Raw genomic sequence first — 25,882 nt, forward strand, 5'->3', positions numbered from 1 at the left:
AATGTATTGTTTTTTAAGATAAGCCAAAGGTGAAATCTAACAGATAGCTAACAAATTATTCCAAAAATTGGAATCGCCGCGGTGGCGGAATTGGTATACGCGCTTGACTTAGGATCAAGTGGAGCAATCCTTGAGAGTTCGAGTCTCTCCCGCGGCACATGGCTTCTCTTACAAAACGATATGGACATACCTGGTATCTCGTTGATCGCATCGACGGAAAACAGAAGTGGATTAAATTAGGGCGAATTAGCAAAGCTGAAGCAAAGGCTGTTAAGGCTCGTTACGAATCCGATCAAACCTACCTCAAGCTTGACATCCAATCTAATAGCAGGATCACCTTCGCCGAATGCTCCGAAGAATATCTTCAATGGGCAAAAAATTATAAAGGTGCAGATACCATGCACAACGAAAAGGATTTGTTGAATTTTATGATAAAGACTTTAGGAGAACGAAAACTTGAAAGCATAGTCGTAGAAGATCTTGAAGCCCTTTGGAATAATAAGGGATATAAAGCAAACACGATACTAAAGCGAATTGCAGTTATACGAGCAATCTATAAATATGCTCTTCAAAGAAAATATCTTAAAAGAAATATATCCCTTGAATTAAAAAGACCTTCATTGCCTGTCCTTCCTCCTAAACATGTTAACCCTAAAATCATCGAGAAAATTTTTTCAGTTATGACTCCTGAGAATGGTTTTCGTTTTGAAAGTATCGCCAAATTTAAAATTCTCTATTACACTGGTCTTAGGCCAATAGAAGTGTTGCGTTTGCAGGCGCGTGACATTGATTTTACTCACAAGCAAATTCTTGTCCGAAAAAGCAAAACAAAGCGTTATCGCAGCGTTCCAGTACACCAAAACCTTATGGAGATTGTCACGCAGCTTACTCTTGGTCGTACTGATAAAGACTATCTCTTTCCTTCTCGTCACGATAAGTCAAAACACCAAGTTAATTTAAGAGGGGCACTCATAAGAGCTGTTGAACTGGCAGGTGTTAAAGGTGCTAAAATAACGCCTTACACATTTAGACATCAATTTGCGACAACCGTGTTGAACAACACAAGAGATTTACGAACTGTACAGCAACTGCTAGGACATACAACAATTCAAATGACAACGAGGTATGCAACTGCGTTAGATGATAAGCTTAAAGAGGCAGTGGATTCGTTATGATAAAAGAACAGGTATTTGAATTTTTTGGACTGACAAGCGTTATTGGCGTCATCTTGCATTTCGTGTTCAAAGAAGCATTTAAAGCTTTAATGCAAAAACAACTGGCAAAACATGATGAAAAAACCCAAAGATCACTTCAAAGTGAGAAAACTGAACTAAAAAAACAATCTGAATTACAACTTCAATCTGTACAACACGAAATGGAAAAAACTCTCACAATTATTCGGCTTGGAAATGAAAAAAATATTCACAATTTTCAGAATGCAAATCAACGTGTCCATGATGCTTATACAAAAATACTCTATAGAATTACTAGAACTCTGTGAAGACTCGGAAAGACTTTCTAAAATTCTTGTAACTGATTGGCTTGAGAAATATATGTTCGGTGGGGAATCCACTAAAAAAGATGATATAGAAAAAACTGTCGAGTATTTTTCAAATTACACTGAACACCTTCTTCATTCAAGACCCCTCACCTTATCAAATTATCAAAACTTAAGAGTTATGGATTAAATATTGAACTTGCTGACAAAGAACTTCAAGCCACCATGTGGCAAGCTTTTGTTCTTATCAATGGTTTTTTCAAAGTGACTCCATTTGTAAAACTTTTTGAAAATGCACATGGGGTATCTTGGGGAACTCAGATGCAATCAATAGTTCTCAATCGAAATAAAGAAAAAAAACAGAGGGTAGTTAGATTATTTTCCCTTTCTCAAATACCTCAAATCACAACTCACACCTACCTTGTTTATCAAGCAAGGCATGCCGTTGTAGCGAGAAAGCTTCAAAACAAGCATTCCTTCATTACCATTTCTTCGAGTGACTTGTCATGAGTGAAACTGAGATTCATCCCAACAAGAATTCCAACAGCAAACATAAAGATCGAAAATAAATATTGCTTCACAAATACACCTTACCTACCTGAAGGGCAACGCCCTTGAATAATTCTTTTCGTATAATTCAGCATCTCTTTATTCGTTGCCTTGAGCACAACAGTTTCATCTTTTAACTGAACATATGAATGCCAGGTAAAGGCTGAAAAACCAAAGAATGCAGCCGCTATAATCCATGGAAAAACCAACAATATTTTATTTCTCATAATCATCTCTCATTTTCGTAAATTCCAAGTGCTGCTTTTGAAGTTCTGAGAAGAAAATTTCAATGATAGATTCGAGTATCACTTGAGCCTTTCGATTTTGTTTTATTTCTGTTCCAGCTCATCAATCATCTTTGCTGCAAGAGTTTCAAAATTATTCCGTGGGCATTGTTCAATCTGAGTTTTCATTTCCCATGGTCTCAGAATATCTCTTGATCCAGTCGATCAGGCACCTTTCTCGTTTCACCAATTCATAGACGTCTGAACACAATTCAATTTTTGCTCTGTCGGAAAATGCTTTCAAACAATCCTCTTCAATTGTTTGTCCCCTGTCTTTACGATAAGAAAGCAATTTTTCTATACCTGGACATGGGTTACGAGGTTCAATGCTTGTTATTGACTTGCATCTTTTTGCGCAGCCACTTTTGGTCATCCCGAAGACCATCATAAAGATCAATGTCCATCCTTTTAAATTCCATTTGATCCTTTTGGTATTTTTTATTTGCTTCTCTGAGCGCATCATTTTCAGCTTCTTCTCGGTCAAATTTTCTGAATTTGTGCACGATCCAACCCACGACAACAAAAAGACCAAACAAAAAACTTGACCCTATGATAATGGATGTTTCCATCACTCAGCTTTCTTTATTTTCTCAGCTTCCTTACCCTTGTCAGCAATTCCTTGCCCAACAATGTATGAAATAATTATGGCCACTACTTGCATTGTTGTTTGTTCGGGAATTCCGAGAAAATAAAATAAAACTGCCGCAACTACGCCGCCCATTGCTGTCAAAAACTTTTTTGATTTAAAAACTCCCATTATGCTATCTCCTTGTTTTTTCGTTTATCCCAACGTTCTCCTGTGTCTTCGGTATCGTAATGGACAAAACCATCATAGAGACCAAGGCCACCATTCGGTATCTTTCCCTCATTGATAAGCTTCAGAATATCGTTATACACTTCGTTTGAAGAGTGATTGACAAACCAGAAATCACAAGCTGCCGCTTTCTTATGCCAACTTGTTTTCACACCCCCTACGAGAGTATTGTAGCGTTCAGTTCGATACCAAGAATTGACAATCATCGGCTCATTATACAAAGCTCTAATCGTTTCCAGATGAGGAATTAACTTGAGTGCGTACTTTTTAAGACAGAAAAAAGGGACAGGCGCGCCATCACGACAATCTATTTCATAAAGCTTAAAATGAGGTGAAATGTTGATGTGCCTCGTTTTGACAAGCTGCTCGTATACTTTTTTACTGAACCAATTCATTAAAAGAGTCCTAACAATGCTCGTTTAAGAAAGTCTGAAGAAGCTGCTCCAGCAGAGAAAACAAAAACAAACATCAAGATAGCAAGCAATTTGATCTTAAATTTTGTAAGCTTCATTTCTGCATCATAGGCCGAAATATGCTCATCAATTTTTTTATGCGTTTCTTCGTTTATTTTTGTAATGCGCTTATTTGTTTCATCATCTACTTTATGAAGCTTTTCTAACTTTTTCCAAAAAGCATCATGAATTTTGCTTATTCTGTCATTCGAAAAGGTTATTTCTTTTTCGATAGATTTGAGTGTGGCACTGATTGCGCCTAACTCTCTGTGAAATTCCGTTATATCTTCAGCCATCATAAACCTCTATGCATTGATGAGATACCCGATCAAATAAAACGTTTCATCCAGATCAGTACCGCCATCGCCAGTCGTCACATTCACAAAAATTTGAGTTCCTGCTGAAAACGACTCGACAACCTGTCCCATCCCCAATGCACCTTGGTCTACAAAATTGCCAACAGTGGTTGGAATCGTAAAAAAATTTGTAAGAAGATTATCGTAATTAGGGTTATTCGTGCCAACCGAGCCTTGAGATAAATTGCCTGGAGTGACGGAGGCAGTACATCGAGCAAGAATTTGTAAAGGAATAAGTATTTTTCCAGTTGGCACCATGTAAAGAAGTGTTGTTGCAACACTCAGCATGTCAACCGAAACGCTTCCTACAACTTGAATCCCACCAATGATAGCATTGCCATTCAGATCAAGATTACCACCAAGTTGTGGGTTTGCATCCTCAACGAGCGCTGCAATTCCGCTTCCTGAAGCCGTAAGATCTAGCCAATCTGCGGAGTTCATAGAATTTTTAATGCAGATATAAACTTTCTTACCAATAATATCAGCCCATAGAGACAAAACTTTAAATCCTTTGGTAATATCATCTGTATTGGTTGGTGCGCTTGTGCCATCCAATTTTGCTGGTAATTCACCTATTCCAAATGGTGGAAAAACAAATTTACCCATTTAAAAACTCCTTTTTGGTTTACGATAACCAAAAATACTAAAATTAATTGAGGCATCAACACCTGAAAAAACTGCAAATGCTCCATTTGAATCAATGGGAAAATTTTGACGATTTAAATTAATTGTCTGATTTTTAAAAACAGGGACGTAGGTATCAATAATCGAATTATCATCTAAAACATTTCCATCACTGTCATAATAATAAGATCCTTCAGCGTTTTCAGGACTAGTGTTACAAATAAAAAAGTTTTCAATGAAATATTTATAATTAGGATCGAGAGGGTTTGATCCATTCAAAGTTCCAGTAATATCAAAAGGAATAAAAGGACCACCTGTTGGCAGCACTTGTCCTATCTGCAAAAATTCTCTTCCGTCTTCCATGTCTTGCTGTAAATATTCAACACCAAAGGCATGAAAGGCTAGAGCACTTGTAATATCACTTCTAACCATTAATGTTCCGTTGATGTCTAAAGGGATGCACAAATTTTGCAGAATTAAACTGGAATCACTTTGAATTGAAACGTCATAATATAAAGCTGAAGTTTTATTTGGAACAGCTCCATCAACATCTAGAAAAATACGAGCCTTAGCAGAACTCAATGTCTTATTAACAACATTAAGTTGAGTAACTAAACCTTTTCTACCTACCGATGGCACGTATAACGTGGCGACGTTTGTATCAGCTGGTCTAGCCTGCCCTAATGTTTTCCATATAAAACCCATAAAATTACCTCAACATACGGAATAAGTTTTCAAGAAACTCAGTCGACCCGTTTACGTATTTTTCAGATCCAATAAAAACTATGTTCGTAGTGTCAAAAGAATTTAATGAATAAAATTGAGCGCCATTTTCATAAATAACTGGCACAGTGATGTTTGTGTAAATCCATGTGTTTCCTAAGTCGTTCAGTTGAGAACCACTCTTCAAATAGATCCCAGCATATAAATTATTAAAATTCATATTCACTGAGAACGGCATTTCGATAATTCCATGATTGATGATTGCAAGATTTGCATTCGCTAAAAGCTCCTGAGCGGCAGTGCCATCCACATCAAATCTAGATTGAAGATTGCAATAGGTTCCCGTTTCAATTTTCAAGCCATAAGCGCCAGCAAATGGCAGAAGATGAAAATCAAGAAATCGTGAAATTCGAGTAAATAATCTTCCTTGAGTTTGAATTCCATAGTTTGTGTTGATCGTTGCTAAATCCTGATCTATATCAAGCAATCCCCCATTGAGGTTTCGAAAAACATACGTGCCAGCATTTGGTTCAAGCGGTCCATTGATTTGAGAATTTCCAAAAGCATTTTGAACAAAATAAGTAGAAGCATAAGGACTTTCATTTTGAATCGGAACAGCGAATTCAGAAAAATCCATGAAATGAACTTTAAGGCGAGAAGCAATATTACGAATGAGAATAGTTGCTTCCCGCATCACAAAACCATTGACGTTGATTTCAAGATTGGGAGCGTTGAGCGTCCAGTAATTTCCAATACCCAAGCCTGGACCAGTACATATCACGCTTGCTGGGATGGCTGTGTTCCCCGTAACATTGATAATGCCAGAGACATTTGTGGTGACGTTTGCAAGTCCTTGCACAAGACCATAAACACCTTCAGCGAGATTGATGTTGACCTCGTTTAATAAAGCCAGCGAAACAATAGCTTCCGTAAATGCTTTTGAAATCGTTTGAAATGGAGCTGCTTGTGTGCCATTATTATTGTCGTCACCCGTTGCTGGGTCCACGTAAAATGTTTCTTGAAGTGATGTCCCTGTTTCGACAATGGTCCAATTATTCGCAACGGGAGCAGCTAAAAAATCATAACTTGTTTTGAGTTCATAAACCAAACCATCATCGAGGCATTTCACTCTCATGCCGTGTCTCAGACGAGAAATGGGAATAGCATCACGATCAGGAACCGTGCCCATGATTCTGAATCCACCTTTTCCAAGCCTGCAATCGTGAGTTGGGTAGGTGTCGGCAGGATTATTGGGCACAACAGGCCCTGCTACTTGAATGCCTTGTTGTAAGGTATCATTCCCCATTAGAAAATCTCCCAATCAATATTATTGTCGTTTTGAACATCGAGGGTTTTGAGAATAATATAATTTTGTGCAAAACCCCGGTCATTGATGAGATTATCAACAAATGTTTCATATCCGTTGAAATCAAATCCTCCGATTTGTGTGTTCACTGGGTTGCCATAAGCTTGTGGATACGCGATGTATAAATAATTATTTCCTCCCCCCACACTGGCATCAAAATTATAAACATGCTGACGATTTGCATCGAGTTCAATTGAAGGGCCAAAGTTGGCCATAACTTCCACACCGGTATCAATATCATTCGCTTGAGAAACGCCATGATACACGCCTGGAAGAAATAGAACTGATGTTATTCTTTGTGATGGGTTTCCTGCTGGAGCGCCATAAGACTCATCATCCCCAACGGCGTCAATGGTCCAGGTTGTATTCACGATAATACCAAGGTTATTGAGCTGAATTTGACGAAGATTATTGGCAAGGACACCAACACCTTGGTCGATTTGCTGCGAAAAGGGATCGTTCGCATTCCGATTGTATGTCCACGAGAGCAAAACATCATCAACGATCGATCCAATTTCAACCGTGCCTACATTATTTGTAAATGATGAAAGGGCATGAAGAGGAATAATCAATGCCTCACTAATGCCAGTGCCTTTCCCCAGAGTACTGATGCCAGCCCGACGTGATATAAAATTGTCTCCAACATTGATCCCTTCTTCAAAAACAATTCCACCTCCAGGAGCACCTGGCTGGCCTACATTATTGACTTGCCCCGAATCAGCAAAAACAGACACCCAAAAACAGATGAAGCATATTGATAAAAGAAATTTTTTCATAATTTGCCTAATTACAAAGATATTTTATCACGTCCCCGATATTATCTCCGGCAATCCAAATTTTATTTGCATTTCCATTGACCGTGACATTGCTGATCGTGCCAGTAGACACAATATGGAGCCCCTCATTGGTCCCAATTGCATTCGTGATCGTTGAACCGCCGATGTAAATATTTCCTTGGTTGTTGATTCCCGATTGAAAGGTACATGATGTTGCTTGTAAATCTGGCATTTGCTGACGATCAAGTGCACCAGCTGCAGCAATGGTAATAGAGCCATTGTTCAAATCCAAAGCCCACTCGAAAATAGGTGCCGCAGTTCTATTTTCTAGTGGGTAGTTAATAACTGCAAAGGCAGGAAGGGATAAAAATGTAAATATCAGAAAAGTAATGAGCTTTTTCTTCATGGTCGGAGCCCCTTTTTGAGGAAAGTGTGACACAAAAAGAAAAAGCTAAAAATAAACTAATGGGTGTTAGGATTTAAGTTGTAGTCCTATGCTAACTGTCCGGTACAGATAATTGAAATGTCGTATGCCATATTGTCATCAGAATTTACGCAGTTCACGTTACCATTATTATCATCTTCATGGATAGTTACATTCACATCAATACTTCCAGCTTGAACATTAGAGTAAGAAATAATTTGTTGTCTATACCTACTAGCTATTACATCTCGTACCCCTAATGCTGTTCCTTGAATAATATAATTCGCATCTGCGAAATCATTGTTAAAAACTATATTGAACGTCATACCAGAGTTATTATCATCAGTCACAAGAGTAGGAACGCCAGCAATATTATTGGAAGATAACACTACGATCGTTCCACCATTAACATCAGCTGTGAATCTTATTCTTGATGTACCAACTTGAAGGGAATCGACATAGTTTTTTGTAGCTGCATCTTGAGCAACAGCAGGGTCTAGAACATTATTGATACGATTATTACCCATTGAAGCTGGACCGGTAAAAGCACGTGCGCCACTTGCCAAAATATATTGAGGATGGTCATCATCGGCCAAACCACCGAGTTGACCGTGATCGAAAAGACTTTCATTGATGATTTTGAGTGATATGGCAGCATCAAGTTGGGTGAAGATATTCCCATTGAGCGCAATACCTTGATTTTCAATAACACTTACAATTTCTTCTTGTACGTTATTATGCCATGTTTTTTCAAATAGCGTTCCTGGCAAACCACCTTGAGCATCTTTGTCTTCAAATAAATTGGCGACATGACCATCAGCATCTACACGTTTCATTTTTAACCCCCAAAATTAAACACAACAAAAGTATGAGCCGGTTTCAGTTCTTGAATTTTACAGAGCATATATAAATCGTCTGGTTGCACTGGTAGATTGATTTCAATCACAAACATACACTCAAGTCCGGTTGAGCGAGCATCACCACACCTTGCTTCACCACACCGAGAAACACGACATTCAATAATTTCAAATTCAGCCTCATCAAATCCAAAACCTTCCAGTAAATCCTCAAAAAACTGTCTGCTTTGCCTATTATTGTTTGCTAGCTTCTGTTTAATCTGATCTCTTCTCTGGTCTAATGTCTGACTTTCAGGATCATCTACACAAGCATCAGGTAAACCTAAATATCTCTCCCAATCACTAATAAGCTCAAGCGTACGATTTGGATCAGCTTCTACTAGGAGTTGAATATAACGATCTTCAACTCTGCAAAACTCAACTGCCATTGAATCAGTGAGAAGCGAAATCGCGCTTCCATCTTCCTTATTCCAAGCTTTTCCGCGTGGAAGCAGTTTTCGCATTAGCGCCTTAAATTTTTGTAATCCTACAGATTCTGCCATGTAATCGTCCCTAAAACTGCTATTTCACCTGCATTTGGTTGAAAATTTACTACAGGTGCGAGCAAGTTGTGATCCTCTTCACCAACAGCTAAACTAATCGCCTCATTGATTCTACTGAGTAAAATTGTTCCATCATGAATCAAATTTGGAGTTTTGAATGTTCCAACAACCTGTGCATCTCGCGCTATCAAGTCCTTTAATTCTTGTGTAACGGCATCTCGAACAGCTTGCGTGTTTGGCTGAAGTGCTATCATAAAATCCAGTGGTGCAGGTGTGGGAGGAAAAACGATCACATCAGCAGTAATTGGTCGAACGGTATCAATGTAATCTTGAACTTCTTGAACCTTTGCAGCGTCAGGAATAATATTTGTTTCACCATCTTCAACCACGAATACTGCAACCGTTCCCAAACCAAACCAACCTGGACCAACCCAAACTCGCGTAATACCCGCAATACTTAAACCCCATGCAACATAATCTCGAACGGCTCCACCAGCGGGGGGCTGTTGAATTCTCTGGAGCAAACGCTCTCTCAACTGTTCTATTGTTTCTTGATCTTCTGCCTCTTGAATGGTGTCATTAACTGTCACGTTTGCATCAACTCCAACGATAGGAGCAACAAGCTGTAAGATACTGCCATCAACAACATTTCCATTTTCCGCTGCAACTACGGCTGTAGCCTCTACGATAATTTCTCCTTCGATGACTTCATCAACACCTTGTTGAGTGACATTGATAATGAAAAAGGTATCACCTGGATTTGCATCTTCTCGTACTCCATTTTGTGCATCGGTAATCGTAAGAACATTGGCTATAGCATTCGCAGACCAAGCATCATCTACATCCAGGACGGCCGCAATTTTTGCTGCAACTGTCGCATCATCATCATTTGCATTGATTGTGGTAATTTCAACATTTCTATCTTGTTGTAGTGCCTGAACTGGTGCGGGCGTTCCTGAGTTATCAATATCAATCCAAACACCCGCAGAACCATCAGCATCATAAAGAATAAAGTAGGTTCCATCTAAAGAGCCACCAACGTCAGCTAATGTTGTAAAGTCGGTGATTTCTTGTGCGCCAACAACGCCAGCAGGGATTTCTCCTTCCGCATCTGTTTGATAATCAACATTATCAGAACGTCTTATGATTGTATTTTGTGGAATGATACTCCCTACATCTCCTGTGAATTTCACCTCAACACGGGCAAAGGTTGCAGCTTTTTTTGAAAGTCCCCACACACTTGCCCAACGTTCCAAAAACTCATCTTCGGCTGTATCTGGTATGAGTTGTCGTGAAAGCCAATCAAGATGACCATGAAGCATATGAGAAACACCTGCTATTGCTTTAGCAATAGCATCTTCCACGCTACGTCGTAAAATTGATGCTATCCCAAGTCCTTCACGAATATCATTTTGAACTCGTGTCACAATTGACGGTAACAATGGTCTGTTAAACGGCATTGATTATCACCCCATCTTTCTCAAAATTCCAAAGCACTTCATATCGTTCAGCATCACCAGAAGGCCGAGTGATGTTAATATTCAGACAAATGATTTCTCGTTCAGGATAGCGAGCAACAACTTCCACATTAGATGCAACACCATCCTCAATCATCCACTCAAGGCTTTTTCTTGCAAATTGTTCAAAGTCATTAAGAGTTGGTTGCGTTTGCTTATTTCGTTCAAGAATCCAGAGTTTTGAGCCAATTTCATCGCCTTCAACTTGTGAGATCATATCTCCCCACCAGCCACGTTTATCATCATGACCAAAAGGAAGCTCATTCTCCTCAGCTCGTTGATCGGTAAAAAGTGAAATGAGTACGGCCGTTCTCAAACCATCTTCCAATTTCAAGCCAGAACTCAGAACGTCAAGGTCAATGACAACCTGATTGTTTATATATAACGATAGTCCTATATCACTCATAATTATAAATTCTGGTTTGGAACACCTGTTTGTCCACCACTATCACCAGGATGATTGTGAGCATTGAAGGTGTTTTTAATTTCCTGTAATCCCGTACCAACATTTTGACTTTCAATATCTTGCACAGCTACTATTCCTCCAAAGAAGAAGGCATTGATACCTCCGCCTCCTCCAAACCCTGAACTCAAACCACCACTTATTCCAAACGATGGCGTTGTATATGTCGTCCCAAGAGGTGCCACCGCTGTAATTTGTTGAGCATTTATTTCATAGTCATTCGTATTTATTTCAACCTTTTGCGATGCATTGATCCGGAAAGTCGCAGTATTGACTTCAATCGTCTTTCCTCGTTTTAACTTTATAAAATCTCCCTCATCTGAATAAAGCGCCACTTCACCTGGTTGTAAGCTTTTGAGGCGATAGCGTCTGTCATCAACAGCAACAATTAAACCGTGCTCTCTATTCCCAGAGGGGAAAACAACCACTCCTTCAGCACCAACAAATGGAACACTCGTAAATCCGTAATTTTGAAACCTTTCAACTTTGTCTTTTATTTCATCAGCAAACAACTCCATCTTCATGAGCTGCATTTTTGTTGTATCATTCACAGCGCTTACTACAGCTCTGCTAACCATCATCGCAATGCGATTTCTCAGTGGCTGAACAGCTCTTCTAAAAAAATCCAAGAGGTCTGCCATTACGAATCCTTCCATCCTAACTTTTCGATAGGATCATTCTCTTTTTCAATAACTGACTCAGGTTCAAACGCATCTTGTCGTCCCAAGCTCATTTGGCTTACTGTTCCTCCACTGTTTGATTTTGTGAACGTAATATTGTTCATCAGCATTTCGCTGGTGATACCCAACATTTTACAATCAACATCAACCAGTTCATTCACCTTCCAAAGTGTTCCATCTCTTTTTTGCCAACCAGCTACTTCAATATCCAGCGTAACACCTTCAGCAGCTCTAACACTTGCCTCCCATTCTGCACGTTTTTGTGACTCTGTTGTATTGAGAGATGTCTCACCAATGACAAGCAATGGTCGATAACGAACAATTCCTGTATCTTGTGCAGTACCACGAGAACTGGCTGCATTTTTTCCATGAAATTCATCCGTCCCCGCTGTCTGACCTTTTATAAAATAATTACTAAACCTTTTTGAATTATCATAGTTCACCGAACCTTTTAAAATATTCACACCCTGAACAAGAGCTGTATTACTTTTTCTTGAACCTCTTCTCGTAAGAACAAGGTCTCCATTTTCATCTGAAATAAGCAATACGCCCCGTATTTTTGCAGCCCGTGATAACGCTTCAAAAACTGACTCTCCTTGCTTAATAGTAAATGGGTCAAAAGCAGCGCCAATATCTGTTTCCACTTTCAATTGAATACCAAAAGGAGAAAGAAATCGTTTTGCTAACTCTTGTAGGTTTAATCCTCGAAATTCACCTGGGGGATCAATCACAGAGCAATCAACTAAGTCACCTGTCTTATCTCTTCCCGTAAGTGTAATAGTTCTGGTGCTTGCATCAAAATTTGCATTGAGGCTGTCAATATACCCATTGATGATCTGTTGCTTTCCAACATAAACCCCAACATTCTTACCTGGCTTTAAGGGCCACTGGGCATTTTCTTGCCTCCAACGATCAGAAATATTAACTGAAAAACTTCCAGAGATTTGAGTCATACTTTTTGCTACACTGACATTTTCCCATGCGTGGTACACTCTGTTGTCAATGACAAGTGAAACTGAATTTTCAATCTCACGTCCGTCTTGTATAATTGCTGGGATGTTAACCATGAGCCAACACCTCCAATGATGACCTTCCAGGGATAAAGGCAGGATTCCTCACTTTGTTTCGATCAATAATGTCTTGCTCTAAGTCACGAGATTCATAAATATCATAGACAAGAATCAACGAAGGTGTAGTGATGTCGGTTGTAAATTCTGCGATACTTGCAAGACTTGTTCCTGGATTTGGCATAACTGCTCGCAGCAATGCCTTTAAGTCACTAAGAGCAACAAAATAATCATCATCAACAACCGAATTCATTTCACGTTCAAGAATGGCCACAATATTCTGCCTTGCTTCTTCAGCTTCATTCAGTGATTTAAAACCATCTCTCAGAAGATTTACATTTCCCTCAGAAACCTGTTTAGCCTCACGAATAAATGATTTTGCAGCCATAGCCACAGCCGTCTGACGAATAAGACTCCTCAAAGCCTCTCTATTTTGAGCTTCACGAACTCTATTTGGGGTAAGTGTAGGAATTTCAGCAAAATCATCCCCGAATGAATCAAGCGAAAGATAAAAGTCGAGAGCACTTTTTTTCCTATCAGTTGTATCGGCTACGTTTTGTATCTCTGTAGAAAGTGAGTCTGACAATGAGCCATTTTGTGTTACAAGAGAGTCAACATTTCGTTCAATGTTTGTGAGATTTTGTTGTACTGTAGATGCAAAATCCAAAGGCGAATGAATTGCCTTAAAGCTTCCCCTGATTAAATCAAGTGAACTCACAATCGTGCTTGATGCAGAAGACACCATATAACCAGGGGCTAGAACTAAATTATAGGAATCTGAGAACACCCTTTTTGAAAGGTCTAAAACAGCCTCGGCTTTATCAATAATGTTTTGACTGTTATTGAGAATTGTTGAGGGGAATTGAAATTTTCCCGCCTCTACAAAACTGATATTGAATGTTGCAATCCTTCCTTCTCGTGTATCTTCTTTCAAAGAAAAACCGGTACAAACAACATTGAGGTTCCCAAGATAAGGATGAACAAGAATACCTTCACCACGCTTCTCACATGCTCTTATCAGGGCATCACGTGTTTGAAAGTAATTATCTCCAAGGATGTGACATTGAATTGAATACTCACGCGCCTCACGACCCATGTCTTCTGTGTAGGGCTCGTCACGTTCGGGAAACTGATGCGTAGTTGTCCGCCTACCACCAGAGAAATCATGGCTATCAATTAAAAATTGAATTCCTCGAAATGAAGCTGGTCGTAATTGATCTGTCCAAACCATAGTTTACCTATTGCGGAAGCGCAGCCAAGCCCACGCTCAAATCTAAAATTCCATCGTTCTGAATAGGATTGATCCGTGTTCCTGGTGGAATATTCGTAAAATCAACCCCCACTCTCGCATTGTTAGTTGTTGTTCTGTTGATAATATTACTACCGATTGCACTCGCTTGAGGTGTGCTTGGTTGCTGATTATTCCCAGCAAAAGCATTCCCAGTAAGAAAATTAAAACCACTTGCAATTCCAGAGCCTATTGTCCGAAGAAATGAACCGATAGGGCCATCCCAAAGATCAGTGAAAAAACTTTTCACTTGTTCCCAATTTTTAACTACGAGACCAGCAGCGCTGATAAGCCAACCAATGGGAGTTATGAATTGAATCAACTTTCCTATTGGAGAATCCCAAAGTTTTATGAATGTCTGCTTGACCTTCTCCCAATTTTTAATCACCAAGAAAGCAATGGCAGCTAATGCAGCAACAGAAGCTATTACAAGCCATATTCCATTTGTCTTTAAGAGAAAAAAAAGAGACTTCATAACAGAAATAATTGTTACAAGAGCGCTTCCAAGCTGAACAATTCCAACAATAAGTTTACCAGCAATGAGAACACTAAGAGCAACTCCTGCTATTTTTAAAAACTTGAAAGCTTGTGATAAGATGGGAACAATATCTCTGAGTTTCAATATGACTTCTTTTAGTTTTTCTACAAACTCAACTACCTTTTCTCTGATAAGAGCTTTATTTTGTTTCGTCCATTCTATCATTCTCTTTACAATATCAGTAACAATAGGAATGAGTTCTGTTCCAAGCAAAATTTTAAAACCACTAAAAACTGTTGTCAGTCTAAAAATCGTATCGTTAAAATCTTCAGCTTTTGTCGTTGCTTCTTTATCGAGTAAAAATCCAAGCTCTTCAAGTTCAACACCCTGGGCCTTTAAAGCATCTGACCCTTGATTGAGAAGATTGATAAGTTTCGTTCCTGCTCTTCCAAAAAGTTCTTGAGCAGCAGTTGTTTTTGCAATCCCATCTGGCATTTGTGAAAAAGCATCGGCTACAGCTAAAACCCCCTCATTCATATTTTTGATCTTACTTGGATCAATTCCTATTCTTTCAAAACCTCTCTTGGCAGTAACAAGACCACTGTTTGCATCGCTGATAACACGAGCAAAGCGGACGACTCCTTTATTGAAATCTTCCTGATTGGCTCCGGCAAGTTTTGCAGAAAATGCATATTTTTGGAGTTCTTCTACAGTCAAGCCAACCCTTGCTGAAGTTTTGGCAAGATCATCAGCAAAGTTTGCAGTACTTTTTGTGATTGCTAAAATACCAGCACCGGCAGCCCCAAGAGCAACACCAACTGGCAATAAAGCGCTTCTAATGTTGCCTAGACCTTGTTTAAATTGATTCGTTGCAGAATTGAGCCTGTTGAGCTGACTCTTTGCTTTGAGAGCAAAGACCTTAAAGCTTCCCTGAACGCGCTTTATAGGGTCATTTAAAGCCTTAATATTTCTTCCAATTGACTGAAGTGGACTTGAAATTTTGTCAATTGCAGATAATTTTATATTGAAAGGAAAATCAGCCACGTTTTTTCATCTCCTCGTGTATTTCTTCGCACCGATCAATCCAAAAAAGCAGGTCATCTGCCGTAATGTTATCAAGGTCAGAAAGCGAAAAATGAAATGTGTACGCGAGAAGACCTAGCCACTGTTTCCAGTCTTTTGGCCACGCGCTAAAAAATTTCCGATGACCTCCGACATCTTTTGCAAATCAACTAAGTCTAATTCATCAACCACTTTGTCAGGCACTTCTACTAAATCCTTCATTAAGTCGATAAAATCTCCTGTATTCATATTATCAGGATTGAAGCGACGCATATCTTTTGCTTTTGGCCTTCGTATAGTTAGCTTTTTATAAACCTCTGAGCCAAACTCTATCGGGTAATCTAATTCTATTGTTGCCTCTTTTGAACTCATAATTACCTCTAAGCTGTAATTTCTTCAGCAGATGTTCCTTCAAAACGTACTTCGATTTCACCTTCTTCAGTCGTAATATTCCCATCACCAGCATACCAAGCTTCACGCAGGAGAATGATTTTGCTATTCGCAAGACTAAGCGTCACCGTTACATCACTTAAAGCAAGAAGAGCATTCTTTACATCAAGATCAACATCATCGGTAAAAGCTCCTTCAATGAAAGGAACCTGGGGCATTTCTTTATAACCATGAACGCTATCAGAACCTACTACCGCTTCTTTTTTGGGATGACCAAGATTATAGGTAAAATTTCCTTTCGCTCTAAATTTTGTTCCACCTATAACTAAGGCAATCAAACCACCTCGACGACGAGCCATATTTTATCTCCTTTAGAGTAAAAATTGAATTTGTACTCCGGTGACACGTAATTGGTTAATCAGATCAGGTGGCAAGAGGATGTCGAGCCGATCAGGATCACCAACATTTCTTTCAACGATTAAATCACGCTTAAATTGGTCAATATTTTCTACCAAACCCAGTTCTTCCCATTGTCTAAACTTTGCGACAGCTTCAGCCTTTGCAATTTTAGGTGTTACAATTGCCTGTCCAGGGCCATAATTCACACCGTCATTTGCAAGTTTATGATTCGGAAATTTCAGCAAGAAAGTATTCCTAAAATCAAAACGAAGATATGAAAGCGTGAGCACTGTATTCACATTCAAGAAACTAATATCTGGTGCACCAAAGACATTCGTTTTGAATGTTGTAATCATCCGTTCAATACGGACATTTCCACCATCATCAACGAAATAAGTACTGATTCCATTTTCAAGGAGTTGATTACGTTCCTGGCGTGTAAACTGCTCTGTTTCTTTTGGCGGAAGCAGTTTTAATAATTGCAAAGTCTGAAAGGGTCGAGCAGGGTCTCGCTGTGCTGCAAGTGCAATTCGTCCAGCCATTGCACCAACCCATTCCCAAGGGGAGTTTGGTCCTTCTATGGTCATAATAGAAACAAGATGACTGTTTCTGCTATTCCCAAGTGCTGTAAGACCACCAAAAATATCTCGTTTAGCACTAAGCGCTATGCCTTCATTTTGACGTAATGGCCCCCAACGATCAGTCAACTCAGTTTCCATTGCCGTTAAGTTCGCTGCATCTGTGTATGGGAAAGCAATAATATTATACTGTGTTTCTGCAAGTAGGTTGATAACAAGACTAACATCAGGATTGCCTGCACCAACAGCCATGTCAACAATATCAGCAGTAAGACCAGCAGGAAGTTTTTCACCATCAAAATAATTTAAACGAATATCAATTTCATTTCCAAGCTCACCACCATTTTTTGCGGTGAGATCAACTATCGTATCGTCAACTCCGTTTACAACAGCAGTAACAACAGCGTCGGCATCAGCAGCAATAGCAGCTTGAAGCGCAGCAGCAACGTCAGTTGGGGTATCGGTTGTAGCAACTGAAACACGATAGCGACGACCTGCTATATAAACATTCAAAAGACCTGCTTCAGTTGGAACACCGCCAATATCTATTTGCCAAACAGCTTGAATAGCAGCTCCATCATCTGCAAGAGGTACAGCCAAAAGTTCCGTAGATTTGTTATTATCTAAAATTTTCTCACACATTTGAGCAAGATGCGAACCTGGCCCATATTTTTTTCTAGCTTGTCCTGCACTCGTAATATGAGAAAACGTCAAAGCTGCATCAGTTCCAGCAACAAGTTTTTGACCTATAGCGAGAATTTTATAAGGTTGAATAGAAGGCCCTTGCTGTGCATTTGTATTATCAAATTCAACATAAACAAATGGCACTCGTTGGTTTGCTGGTATCTCGTTAAAGCTAATAGTCATAGCTTTTCTCCCTTATCTTATTTAGATTTTTCTGTGCTCTTTTTTGATTCTTTTACTTGCACGCTTGAAGGTTTTTTACTTTTATCTTCTTCAACAAGGACACAATCACCGTCTTTCAGGCGACGTGCCCAAAATTTATCCGTAATATCAACTTCAATACCATCAGCAGGAATATGCTTTCCTGTCTTAGGATCAGGTATCCTATAATTTGGACTAAAAGGTTTCAGTTTTACTTTTGTTGATTTGTTTTTCATGTAAAAACCCCTTTATAAGTTAATTTCATCTTCCGCATCAATATTGCCATCAGGATCACTATCGTGATGTCCTATGTCATAGTCTATATTTACTCCCGCTAAATCTGTGATATTTCCGTGCTGTATTTGATTATCCTGTACTTTCGGAAGATCGGTTACGTATTGACAGATCAACGTTATCTTTGTGCTTCCTAACTTCCTTGCTCCATCTTCCCGGAAATCCATATCGATATTCACAAGAAGTATTCTATCACACGTATCATTTAATGTTTCATCAACGAATAAAAGTGATTCAACCTGGTCAGCAATTGTATCGAGCGAGTCTGTTAGTGTTTTTTCATCGTTTGCACCTGCAACAATCTCAATATTTACGAATAAGTCTCGCTTGAATGAGAGAGGTGCTCGATCAAACTCTTCTACTGGCTCTGATTTAATCGTCACATTGATTGCTGGAAGATTTAAACCATCGTCCCAATGAGCACTTGCTTGATTTGAAAGAACATTTACTCCTGCATCAGTATTATTGAGGAGAGTGTTAACGATAGCTTCTCGAATCAACTGGCGCTGATGCATTATAATACCTCATGAAGGAATAAACTTGCTCCCCCTTGTCCATCTTCTTGTGAATCGTGAACCAAATATTTTGCTCCACTCGCAAGAATCTCAACCTGATCTCCTTTTCTTGGACTTGCTGGTAAGTCAGACAACTTTACCCCAATTCGAGGAGCATTTGAGCTAATCACCATTTCTGTGTCAGGATCAACATGCTCAAACTTTAAATCAAAGACCGCTTTTATATCTATCGGTATACCTGTAACCTGAGAGGTATACCGCACATCTTCACCCATGGTAGGTATAGCAATATCGAGCACCTTTCCAAAAAGTTCCTTGAAGCTCGCCATACATTTTTATTATCCTTTCAAACGACATTGAACTGTTGCTGCACCAACACCAGCAGCAGCAAAACACATTCCAGCAAGAACATTTGTACCAGCGCCATCTGCAAGAGTCAATTCACCTGCACCAGCATCCCAATAAAGATTGTCGCCCTGTACCATATCGTTATCAGTAGTCTTTGGAAGTGAAAAAACTCCTCCTAGACGCAGTGTTCCTTGAGCATCTGCTGCAATATTTACGCTTGCAACTCCAAGCCGAGTTACAACGAGGACAGGATCACCACTGGCAATAGCACCAGGGCCTGGATTTGTGTATGCCATTGCATCGCCTGGTTGAATAAAGTTTTTCATAATCATTTCTCCTTTATAAACTTAATTTACTAACCTGCGTTTAGATAAAGACCTCTGTGGTCAATGACTTTTGCAGCACCATCATAAGTTGCTCTGATTTCAACACCGTCGGTATCAAATCCAGTACGAGTCGTAATTCTTGGCCCACGCTGACCATCGAGTGTACCCAACTCAACAATGTCAAGCTGACTTACATCTGCGGTGAGATACCAGGCTGTTAATGAGACAGCATCAAGACGTGGTTCCGCAGCAAATTGGAGTCGACCAAAGAAAGGATTTACAGCGGTTTGGTCGGTGGCTCCCATTTGAGCAGCTAAAACCCCAGAAACTAATTGCTGAATCTCTGTTTCTAAAGCAGCAGGGCCAAATACCCATCGACCTTCTACATTGATAGGAGCGCCATTCAATCCCGTTTGAACTCTCATTGCAGCTCGCGCAATCCCAAGAGTTCCAACATTCGGTGCACCAACTTCACCAATACCTGCTAAGTTTGCATGAACAACGCTGAAAAGGGGTTGGTTGTCAGCCATATTCGCATTATTGGTAATCTCCGCCCATACAAGATCACTTTCAAGATCACCAGTCGCTCGACCAAACAAGAAAGGAATTCTCGTAAATGCATCCAGGTCATCATTCACAATTACTTTTCGAGTAATGCTGACGATTTTGCTGTAGGTTTTTGCAGCATACTTTTCAGCACCTTCACCAATTGTTCCTCTTTTTACCTCTCCATCATCAAGCACTTCTTCAAGACGTGGAGCATCTCCGAGCTGAACACGGCTCACTTGTTTGAAATCTTGAAGTGCTATACGACGCGTAAATGGGGCAAAAGTCTGAGGTGCAGACTCATAACCATTGCGAAGCGTCTTAGTTGCAATATTTTCAAGAATAAGTGGAAAGTCATCAGTTGTATGAAAACCATCTCGATAAGCTTTTCGTGAGCTGCCCAGCGCACATTCAGCAATTTCGCTATGTGACATTCCGGCAGTTCTTACACCATCTTGTTCAAGACATTTACGGGCAATCTCAACAAGACTCATGTGAACCCATTCACGACCTTCATCTTTAAGCTCATGCTTCTCAGGCATGGCACGATGCAAAAGGGCTGATTCAATCCCTACTTTTCGATAATGTTTATAATCCATGTCAGAAACCTCCGCTCTCACGTTATTGGTATGGGCCTTTCGTTGCTGTGCAGAAAGCTCCTTCACGATCAACTTTCTTGCATCATTCATTGATGTATTTTTGTTTATCAGATTCTCAGCAAATTCATAAGGTAAGTTTGCACTTCTTACCGCATTGAATATATCGATTGCGTCTTTTGCAGTAAGGGAACGTTCATCGCTGTCATCGTCATTGCTTTCATCAGATGATTCTGAATTTGCATCGTCTTTAGATTCACTAGATTCAGCAACTTCTTCTCCTTGAGTTTCCTCTTTTTCTTCTTCCTGAGATTCTTTTGTCTTTTCTTCCTCAAGTGTGTCTTCACGCTTCTTGGGCTTGAGTTTGTTCATGTTTCTCTCCTCTTCGTTTGCCAAAAGAAACTGGCATTCATTTTTTTCTAGTTTTCTAAATTTTGCCTCGTTGTCAGCAGGAATAGGAACTGCCGAAATTTCAAAAGGTTCCCAGTCAACTGCCCTTAAAACTTTGATGCCTTCTTCAGCATCCAGCTCTTTAAGTTCTTTAAATTTATAAACTCTGTAACCAACACTGACGTTTCTAATTATTCCATTTTTGACATCATTAAAAATAGGTTGGACTTCTTCTCTATCTGAGAAACGAACAGTAGCTGTTCCTTTTTTTCCATCAACACTTGCTGATTCAACCACTCCAATGACATCCCCAAGTGAAAAACTTTTGTGACTATTTAACAGCGGAGCACCATTGTTCAGACGTTCTAGCCTCACATGAGATGGATTCATGGAAAGTTCTTCCATGAAAGGTTCGTCAAAAAAAGGCTCCCGTCGCACACGAGACTTCGTTGTAAACACAACTTCCATCGTCCTTTTTTCTTCATCAACAGAAGAAGGCTGCACTTGGGCTCTTAAATTAAGAGACTGGATATTTTTCTTTTTCATAAATTTGCCAAATAATATTTTGGCTTGATTATGGAGCAGAGAGAAAAATCACACAATAAACTAATGGGTGTTAGGATTTAACTTTAAGGAGAACTTTCACTTGAAGTTAATTGAAGATCACCATTTTGCTTTGTTTTTCTTGGATCAGAATCAAAGATAAGCTTTCGCGCATCAATCATTTCGGCATCGCCTTTAATTTCATCAAGTAGTTCAGTAGGATCAAATCCATACATACGAACCACTTCACTATAGCTCATAAAACCTGATCGGACTGCATCAACGAGGGCTGGTATTTCTTTTGTTGGGTCAACCATTTCTCTCTTGGGTGGAGTCCAAGAAATGCTTACGCCATCAAGATTTTTTCCAGTTGACAGGATCAGTACTTCTTTAAACCATGAAAACATTGGATTCAAAAATTGAGGCATAAGTATATTACAGCGCCATGAATCAATATTACGTTGAAATTTAAGCCATCCCATACGCGCACTTGAGAAGTTTACTTCAGAGTAATCCCCTGTCAAAACTTCGTAGGTAACACCTAGACCTGTGGCTATCGCATGGAGATTCACGGATAAATACTCTTTATAATTTTCAACTGTTGGTGGGCTCGAAAAAGTGACTGTTTTCCCTGGAGGTAAATGCTCCCATTGACCAGGCTGAACTCTTTCACCTATCTTGTTACTTACTCCATTTGTAGGCGGATCAACAGGATCAGTTATGTCATGAACAATGCCCGTAAAACACGCTGCAATTTTTTGCCTTACCAGTTGAGCATCCTCATATTCATCAAGATCACGAAGTCGAACAATACAAGGTGCTAACCAAGGAATCCCTCTGATTTGACCACTTCGCTCAACCTTATAAATATGAAGCACCTCGTCCGCAGGTACACGAACAAGCGTTGTGTTTCCCGTCCCATCTCCTGGATGTTCTTGAAACATCCAATACGCTGTTCTTCGTCCAAGAGGGTCAAATTCAATACCTTGTTTAATCAGTGGCTTTGTTTCTTGTTCTTTCGTGTAATCAACAAAATCACCTTCTAAAATTTGAATTTGAAAGGGAACGGGAAGACTGTCATCATCAACAAACCTCTTTCTGATAATAAGTTCTCCACCTTCGGCAATTGTTTTCATCACTACATTCTGAAGTCCATAAAGATTATGACGACCCTCAAAATCACATGCCTTTGTTAGCGCCCATTGCTTCCAAATATTTTCAACATCTGCTTGAAGATTTTTCTTGTCTGCTTTTATTTGCCCGATAATTCCTTTGCCAATAGTTTCCCCTGCAATGGCATTGATTCCAGCTCGCGCATAAGGATTATTACGAACAAGGTCTCGTGAACGTTGACGAAGTCGGCTTAGAGAAAGCTTTGCCTCTTGATTTACTGAAGTATCTGACGTTATCCAACCCTCGACACGTCTACCAGTTGAGGCGCCTTCATATCTTCGCTTCTCAAGGTCTTGCAGAGCTAACCGATACCCTTGTCTTTTCAATCTTGCTTGAGGTGAGAAAAAACCAATAATTTTATCCAAGAAGTTTAGGTGTTGTTTTTCTTTCGCCATAATTCTCAATACCTTTTTATTCATCAGGTGGTTGGTCAAAACCTTTGCTATGACTTGAAAGCACCGAGAGATGAGGTGATGCAAGCCCAAGTTCTTGTCTCATGACAGAACGAAGTCGCATCATTTCTTCAAGCGATCTGTAGGTAACTGTTTTATCCTCATATTGAACCTTACTTACACCTTGTTCAATCGCTCTTTCGAGGGCATCAAGTGCTTGAACGTTAAATGCCATAGCTTAACTCCAAAAATCCTTACGTTGTTTCCAAAAACCATCTGTTTTTTTCGATGTATCTATATTTTCCGATGAAACTTGTTTGGTTTTTACCCCAAGCTCCATTCTCATTCGTTGCCAGTCTATATCCGCAAAACGGTCGATACCAATAAATGCGGCAGCAGCTCGATTATAAACCCTACAGTCTAAAGCTTCATTACGATCTCGTATCTTTTGCCATTCAAGTTTTTTAAAACCCTTATGAATACGAATGACAATTTCCTCTGCCGTGAGCTGCATGAAATATTCTTCCCCATACTCAGGGAAATGGCAGTAGCCAAAAGGTGTTGATTCTCCTTCGAGTGGCTTTGGTTGACGTAGATAACCGTAAATCTCATGCTTTAAGGTATCGACACCAACAGGCCATAATCGAACGCCTCTACGCAAAGTCTTGCCTCTTTTTGTAACATCAACTGATTTTGGATGCGCTAAAATAATTTGTTGTCGGGCGTTACCTTTTACGCACATGACCTTGGAGAGCGGTTGACGTCTTACCCAGTCATAAACCATTTGAGTATTGTATCCGCTATCCACAGCTAACATTCGTATTTGAAGGTTTACTCCCGTTTCGTGCATGAATGACTCGTTGAGGAGATGGTCAAGGTTAAACCATACTTCGTCAGATGAAGTATCACCCATGTATACACGATAATCTATCGACCATGAAATTTTTTTCTCCGCCCATCCCACTACTTCAACTTCAATGCGATCTTTCTGAACATCGGCTCCAGCAGTGAGGAAAACAACATTCTTTGGAACTGTACCTATCTTATAGGTTTCTCGTCGTTCATAAAGACGTCGCCAATCGGGGGATTCACCGCGTTCTTTCCACGTTTCACCGAGTACAGTGTTGACAAACACACGCAACTTTTCCTGATTTTGTTTGGCCTCTTGAAAAAGAATGGCAGCATCAGCCCAAGAAAACCATCCTACTGGGCTATAAAGTGATGAAAGATGAAATCCCGCAATATTTTTACCGGAATTCCCGGGATTTTCTGCAATCCACTTACCATGTTCAAGCATCCAAGATTTTTTGTGCTCATAAATTTCGTGACCACAAATTTCACACGAGTAATAAGCTTTTTCAGGTTCTCCTTTCGGCCATTTTACCTGACTCCATTTTAACGACTGATATTCATTACATTCAGGGCATGGGACATGATACTTTCTCATGTCAGTATTTTCATATGCAGACTCAATGCGGCTTCTTCCTTCAATGGTCGGCGTAGAAACCATAAAAATCTTTTTTCGCGCAAAGGTTCTCGTTCTGGCCTTTGCAAGTGCTACAGGATCACCTTCACCATCAACATCACCAGGATAAGCATCAACTTCATCAAGAAAAACATTCTTTGCCGGTAAAGATCGAAGGCCAACAGCAGAGTTCGCTCCGGTCATTACAAGTACGCCACCAGGAAATTCTTTTGAAAGGATAGTATTTCCTGAGTCGCGCGAACGTGGATTGCGTACTTTTGATCTCAGCCTCGAAGATTCTTCAATGAGCGGTTCAATACGTTGTTTTGAATTTCGTTTTGCCATCTCAACGGTAGGTTGTACGGCAAGCATTGGCCCTGGTGCATAGTCAATCACAAAACCAATCCAATTATTTCCTGCCTCAGTGCCACCAATTTGAGCACCTTTCATGAAAACAATTTCTTTTGAGCTAGAATAAGGACTCAGCTCATCCATGATCTCGCGTAAATAAGGCGTTCTTGCAGTTCTCCATGTGCCTGGTTCTGAACTAGCTTTTTGACTCAGCTTTCTATATTTATCCGCCCATTCACTTACCGTCAATTCGGGATCAGGTTCTATTCCCGAAAAAAAAGCAAGATCATGGACGCTTTCCCCATTTATTCTCATGTGATAAGTCCGTTAGCATCTTATGTGCTTCTCTATCGAGATAGGCACTGATTTCATGCTCATTTTTCCCCTGCATAATAGCCAGTTCGCTTGCAATACGTTGTATTAAATTCAGCACTCCATCCCTGAAAATTCGACCACATTTAAAAGCACCTCTTTTGACTTCCTCAGCAGAAATCAAACTCGAACTTTTTTCCAAGTATTCAAGTCTCGCCAACTCTGCTTTATAGCGTCTTTCAGCAGTCCTAAAGTCTTTAAGAGATTTTCCTTTGATTTTTCCAAGATCAACACTTTCAGACGCAATCTGCTTCTCACGTTGCAAATCAAACTTTGTGCTTTTATTGCTATCCTTGGTATAACTTGGGTCTCGATTTTCTTCCCATTGAACATCAGCCTTTTTTACATCAATCCAACCGTCCTTAGTTCTCCCGATGATACCAGTTTTTATGGAATATTGAATGGTGCTCTGAGGCACACCTTTGTAACGAGCATATTCACGAATACGCATTTTCTTTGATTTTTTTGTGATCGTTTTTTTCTTCGCCAAACTCAACTC

General features: G+C 39.8%; 33 protein-coding genes and 1 tRNA gene. 4 read left to right on the top strand and 30 right to left on the bottom strand.

Translation table 11 applies throughout. The features are described from left to right. Positions 1-75 precede the first annotated feature (75 nt). The 4 genes from COV43_04360 to COV43_04375 all read left to right on the top strand — a co-directional run bounded on the left by COV43_04360 (position 76) and on the right by COV43_04375 (position 2,008). Positions 76-157 (top strand) — tRNA-Leu (locus tag COV43_04360). A 1-nt stretch (position 158) separates the two neighbouring features. Beyond that, positions 159-1,175, top strand: coding sequence for a hypothetical protein (locus COV43_04365; protein PIR25585.1), 1,017 nt, complete (start codon positions 159-161; stop codon positions 1,173-1,175). Beyond that, a complete protein-coding gene (locus tag COV43_04370; GenBank protein ID PIR25586.1) occupies positions 1,172-1,501 on the top strand; it encodes a hypothetical protein in 330 nt (109 codons plus the stop codon). Before COV43_04365 ends, COV43_04370 begins: the two co-directional genes overlap by 4 nt. 222 nt (positions 1,502-1,723) lie before the next feature. After that, entirely contained in the window at positions 1,724-2,008 is a 285-nt protein-coding gene (locus COV43_04375) for a hypothetical protein (GenBank protein ID PIR25587.1), read from the top strand. Positions 2,009-2,088: 80 nt separating this feature from the next. On the opposite strand, the gene COV43_04380 is transcribed toward COV43_04375, so the two are convergent. The 30 genes from COV43_04380 to COV43_04525 form a co-directional block, all read right to left on the bottom strand. Continuing rightward, a complete protein-coding gene (locus tag COV43_04380) occupies positions 2,089-2,280 on the bottom strand; it encodes a hypothetical protein (protein ID PIR25588.1) in 192 nt (63 codons plus the stop codon). Between the two features lie 374 nt (positions 2,281-2,654). Next, positions 2,655-2,900: a hypothetical protein gene (locus COV43_04385; protein PIR25589.1), complete on the bottom strand. Its 246-nt coding sequence runs from the start codon at positions 2,898-2,900 to the stop codon at positions 2,655-2,657. Further along, positions 2,900-3,088, bottom strand: a complete 189-nt coding sequence (locus tag COV43_04390) for a hypothetical protein (GenBank protein PIR25590.1) — start codon at positions 3,086-3,088, stop codon at positions 2,900-2,902. Before COV43_04390 ends, COV43_04385 begins: the two co-directional genes overlap by 1 nt. Further along, entirely contained in the window at positions 3,088-3,540 is a 453-nt protein-coding gene (locus COV43_04395) for a hypothetical protein (GenBank protein ID PIR25591.1), read from the bottom strand. Before COV43_04395 ends, COV43_04390 begins: the two co-directional genes overlap by 1 nt. Further along, positions 3,540-3,893 (bottom strand): hypothetical protein, encoded by a 354-nt coding sequence (locus tag COV43_04400; protein PIR25592.1) that lies wholly within the window; start codon positions 3,891-3,893, stop codon positions 3,540-3,542. Before COV43_04400 ends, COV43_04395 begins: the two co-directional genes overlap by 1 nt. A 9-nt stretch (positions 3,894-3,902) precedes the next feature. Further along, entirely contained in the window at positions 3,903-4,559 is a 657-nt protein-coding gene (locus tag COV43_04405; GenBank protein PIR25593.1) for a hypothetical protein, read from the bottom strand. After that, positions 4,560-5,159 (bottom strand): hypothetical protein, encoded by a 600-nt coding sequence (locus tag COV43_04410; protein PIR25594.1) that lies wholly within the window; start codon positions 5,157-5,159, stop codon positions 4,560-4,562. A gap of 127 nt (positions 5,160-5,286) precedes the next feature. Beyond that, positions 5,287-6,606, bottom strand: coding sequence for a hypothetical protein (locus COV43_04415; protein ID PIR25595.1), 1,320 nt, complete (start codon positions 6,604-6,606; stop codon positions 5,287-5,289). Next, positions 6,606-7,442: a hypothetical protein gene (locus COV43_04420; protein PIR25596.1), complete on the bottom strand. Its 837-nt coding sequence runs from the start codon at positions 7,440-7,442 to the stop codon at positions 6,606-6,608. Before COV43_04420 ends, COV43_04415 begins: the two co-directional genes overlap by 1 nt. Before the next feature lie 7 nt (positions 7,443-7,449). Beyond that, entirely contained in the window at positions 7,450-7,848 is a 399-nt protein-coding gene (locus COV43_04425) for a hypothetical protein (protein ID PIR25597.1), read from the bottom strand. An 86-nt stretch (positions 7,849-7,934) separates the two neighbouring features. After that, on the bottom strand, positions 7,935-8,702 hold the full coding sequence (locus COV43_04430; protein ID PIR25598.1) for a hypothetical protein: 768 nt from the start codon (positions 8,700-8,702) through the stop codon (positions 7,935-7,937). A 2-nt stretch (positions 8,703-8,704) separates the two neighbouring features. Further along, positions 8,705-9,265, bottom strand: coding sequence for a hypothetical protein (locus COV43_04435; GenBank protein PIR25599.1), 561 nt, complete (start codon positions 9,263-9,265; stop codon positions 8,705-8,707). Beyond that, positions 9,250-10,725 carry a hypothetical protein gene (locus COV43_04440; protein ID PIR25600.1) on the bottom strand — a complete coding sequence of 492 codons (1,476 nt, stop codon included), beginning with the start codon at positions 10,723-10,725 and terminating at the stop codon, positions 9,250-9,252. Before COV43_04440 ends, COV43_04435 begins: the two co-directional genes overlap by 16 nt. After that, positions 10,715-11,188, bottom strand: a complete 474-nt coding sequence (locus COV43_04445; protein PIR25601.1) for a hypothetical protein — start codon at positions 11,186-11,188, stop codon at positions 10,715-10,717. Before COV43_04445 ends, COV43_04440 begins: the two co-directional genes overlap by 11 nt. 2 nt (positions 11,189-11,190) lie before the next feature. Beyond that, positions 11,191-11,901, bottom strand: coding sequence for a baseplate assembly protein (locus COV43_04450; GenBank protein PIR25602.1), 711 nt, complete (start codon positions 11,899-11,901; stop codon positions 11,191-11,193). After that, a complete protein-coding gene (locus COV43_04455; GenBank protein PIR25603.1) occupies positions 11,886-12,992 on the bottom strand; it encodes a hypothetical protein in 1,107 nt (368 codons plus the stop codon). Before COV43_04455 ends, COV43_04450 begins: the two co-directional genes overlap by 16 nt. Next, a complete protein-coding gene (locus COV43_04460) occupies positions 12,985-14,223 on the bottom strand; it encodes a hypothetical protein (GenBank protein ID PIR25604.1) in 1,239 nt (412 codons plus the stop codon). The genes COV43_04455 and COV43_04460 overlap by 8 nt, the downstream gene beginning before the upstream one ends. Positions 14,224-14,230: 7 nt before the next feature. Further along, on the bottom strand, positions 14,231-15,802 hold the full coding sequence (locus COV43_04465) for a hypothetical protein (protein ID PIR25605.1): 1,572 nt from the start codon (positions 15,800-15,802) through the stop codon (positions 14,231-14,233). A 114-nt stretch (positions 15,803-15,916) separates the two neighbouring features. Beyond that, positions 15,917-16,192: a hypothetical protein gene (locus COV43_04470; GenBank protein ID PIR25606.1), complete on the bottom strand. Its 276-nt coding sequence runs from the start codon at positions 16,190-16,192 to the stop codon at positions 15,917-15,919. An 8-nt stretch (positions 16,193-16,200) separates the two neighbouring features. Further along, positions 16,201-16,569, bottom strand: coding sequence for a phage tail protein (locus tag COV43_04475; GenBank protein PIR25607.1), 369 nt, complete (start codon positions 16,567-16,569; stop codon positions 16,201-16,203). A gap of 12 nt (positions 16,570-16,581) precedes the next feature. After that, positions 16,582-18,054, bottom strand: a complete 1,473-nt coding sequence (locus tag COV43_04480; protein PIR25608.1) for a phage tail protein — start codon at positions 18,052-18,054, stop codon at positions 16,582-16,584. A gap of 17 nt (positions 18,055-18,071) precedes the next feature. Next, complete coding sequence (locus COV43_04485; protein ID PIR25609.1) at positions 18,072-18,308, bottom strand: DUF2635 domain-containing protein; 237 nt, start codon at positions 18,306-18,308, stop codon at positions 18,072-18,074. Between the two features lie 12 nt (positions 18,309-18,320). Then, positions 18,321-18,881 (bottom strand): hypothetical protein, encoded by a 561-nt coding sequence (locus COV43_04490; GenBank protein ID PIR25610.1) that lies wholly within the window; start codon positions 18,879-18,881, stop codon positions 18,321-18,323. Further along, positions 18,881-19,210: a hypothetical protein gene (locus tag COV43_04495; protein PIR25611.1), complete on the bottom strand. Its 330-nt coding sequence runs from the start codon at positions 19,208-19,210 to the stop codon at positions 18,881-18,883. Before COV43_04495 ends, COV43_04490 begins: the two co-directional genes overlap by 1 nt. A 9-nt stretch (positions 19,211-19,219) precedes the next feature. Continuing rightward, positions 19,220-19,561, bottom strand: a complete 342-nt coding sequence (locus COV43_04500; protein PIR25612.1) for a hypothetical protein — start codon at positions 19,559-19,561, stop codon at positions 19,220-19,222. A 23-nt stretch (positions 19,562-19,584) separates the two neighbouring features. Beyond that, positions 19,585-21,633 carry a peptidase U37 gene (locus COV43_04505; protein ID PIR25613.1) on the bottom strand — a complete coding sequence of 683 codons (2,049 nt, stop codon included), beginning with the start codon at positions 21,631-21,633 and terminating at the stop codon, positions 19,585-19,587. Positions 21,634-21,716: 83 nt separating this feature from the next. Further along, entirely contained in the window at positions 21,717-23,222 is a 1,506-nt protein-coding gene (locus tag COV43_04510) for a phage portal protein (GenBank protein PIR25614.1), read from the bottom strand. Beyond that, positions 23,215-23,430, bottom strand: a complete 216-nt coding sequence (locus COV43_04515; GenBank protein PIR25615.1) for a hypothetical protein — start codon at positions 23,428-23,430, stop codon at positions 23,215-23,217. The genes COV43_04510 and COV43_04515 overlap by 8 nt, the downstream gene beginning before the upstream one ends. A 3-nt stretch (positions 23,431-23,433) precedes the next feature. Next, positions 23,434-25,326 carry a phage tail protein gene (locus COV43_04520; GenBank protein ID PIR25616.1) on the bottom strand — a complete coding sequence of 631 codons (1,893 nt, stop codon included), beginning with the start codon at positions 25,324-25,326 and terminating at the stop codon, positions 23,434-23,436. Beyond that, positions 25,298-25,873 (bottom strand): hypothetical protein, encoded by a 576-nt coding sequence (locus tag COV43_04525; protein ID PIR25617.1) that lies wholly within the window; start codon positions 25,871-25,873, stop codon positions 25,298-25,300. Before COV43_04525 ends, COV43_04520 begins: the two co-directional genes overlap by 29 nt. Between the last annotated feature and the right edge of the window lie 9 nt (positions 25,874-25,882).

This window comes from Deltaproteobacteria bacterium CG11_big_fil_rev_8_21_14_0_20_42_23, from assembly GCA_002796345.1.
Lineage (GTDB): Bacteria > UBA10199 > UBA10199 > 2-02-FULL-44-16 > 2-02-FULL-44-16 > 1-14-0-20-42-23.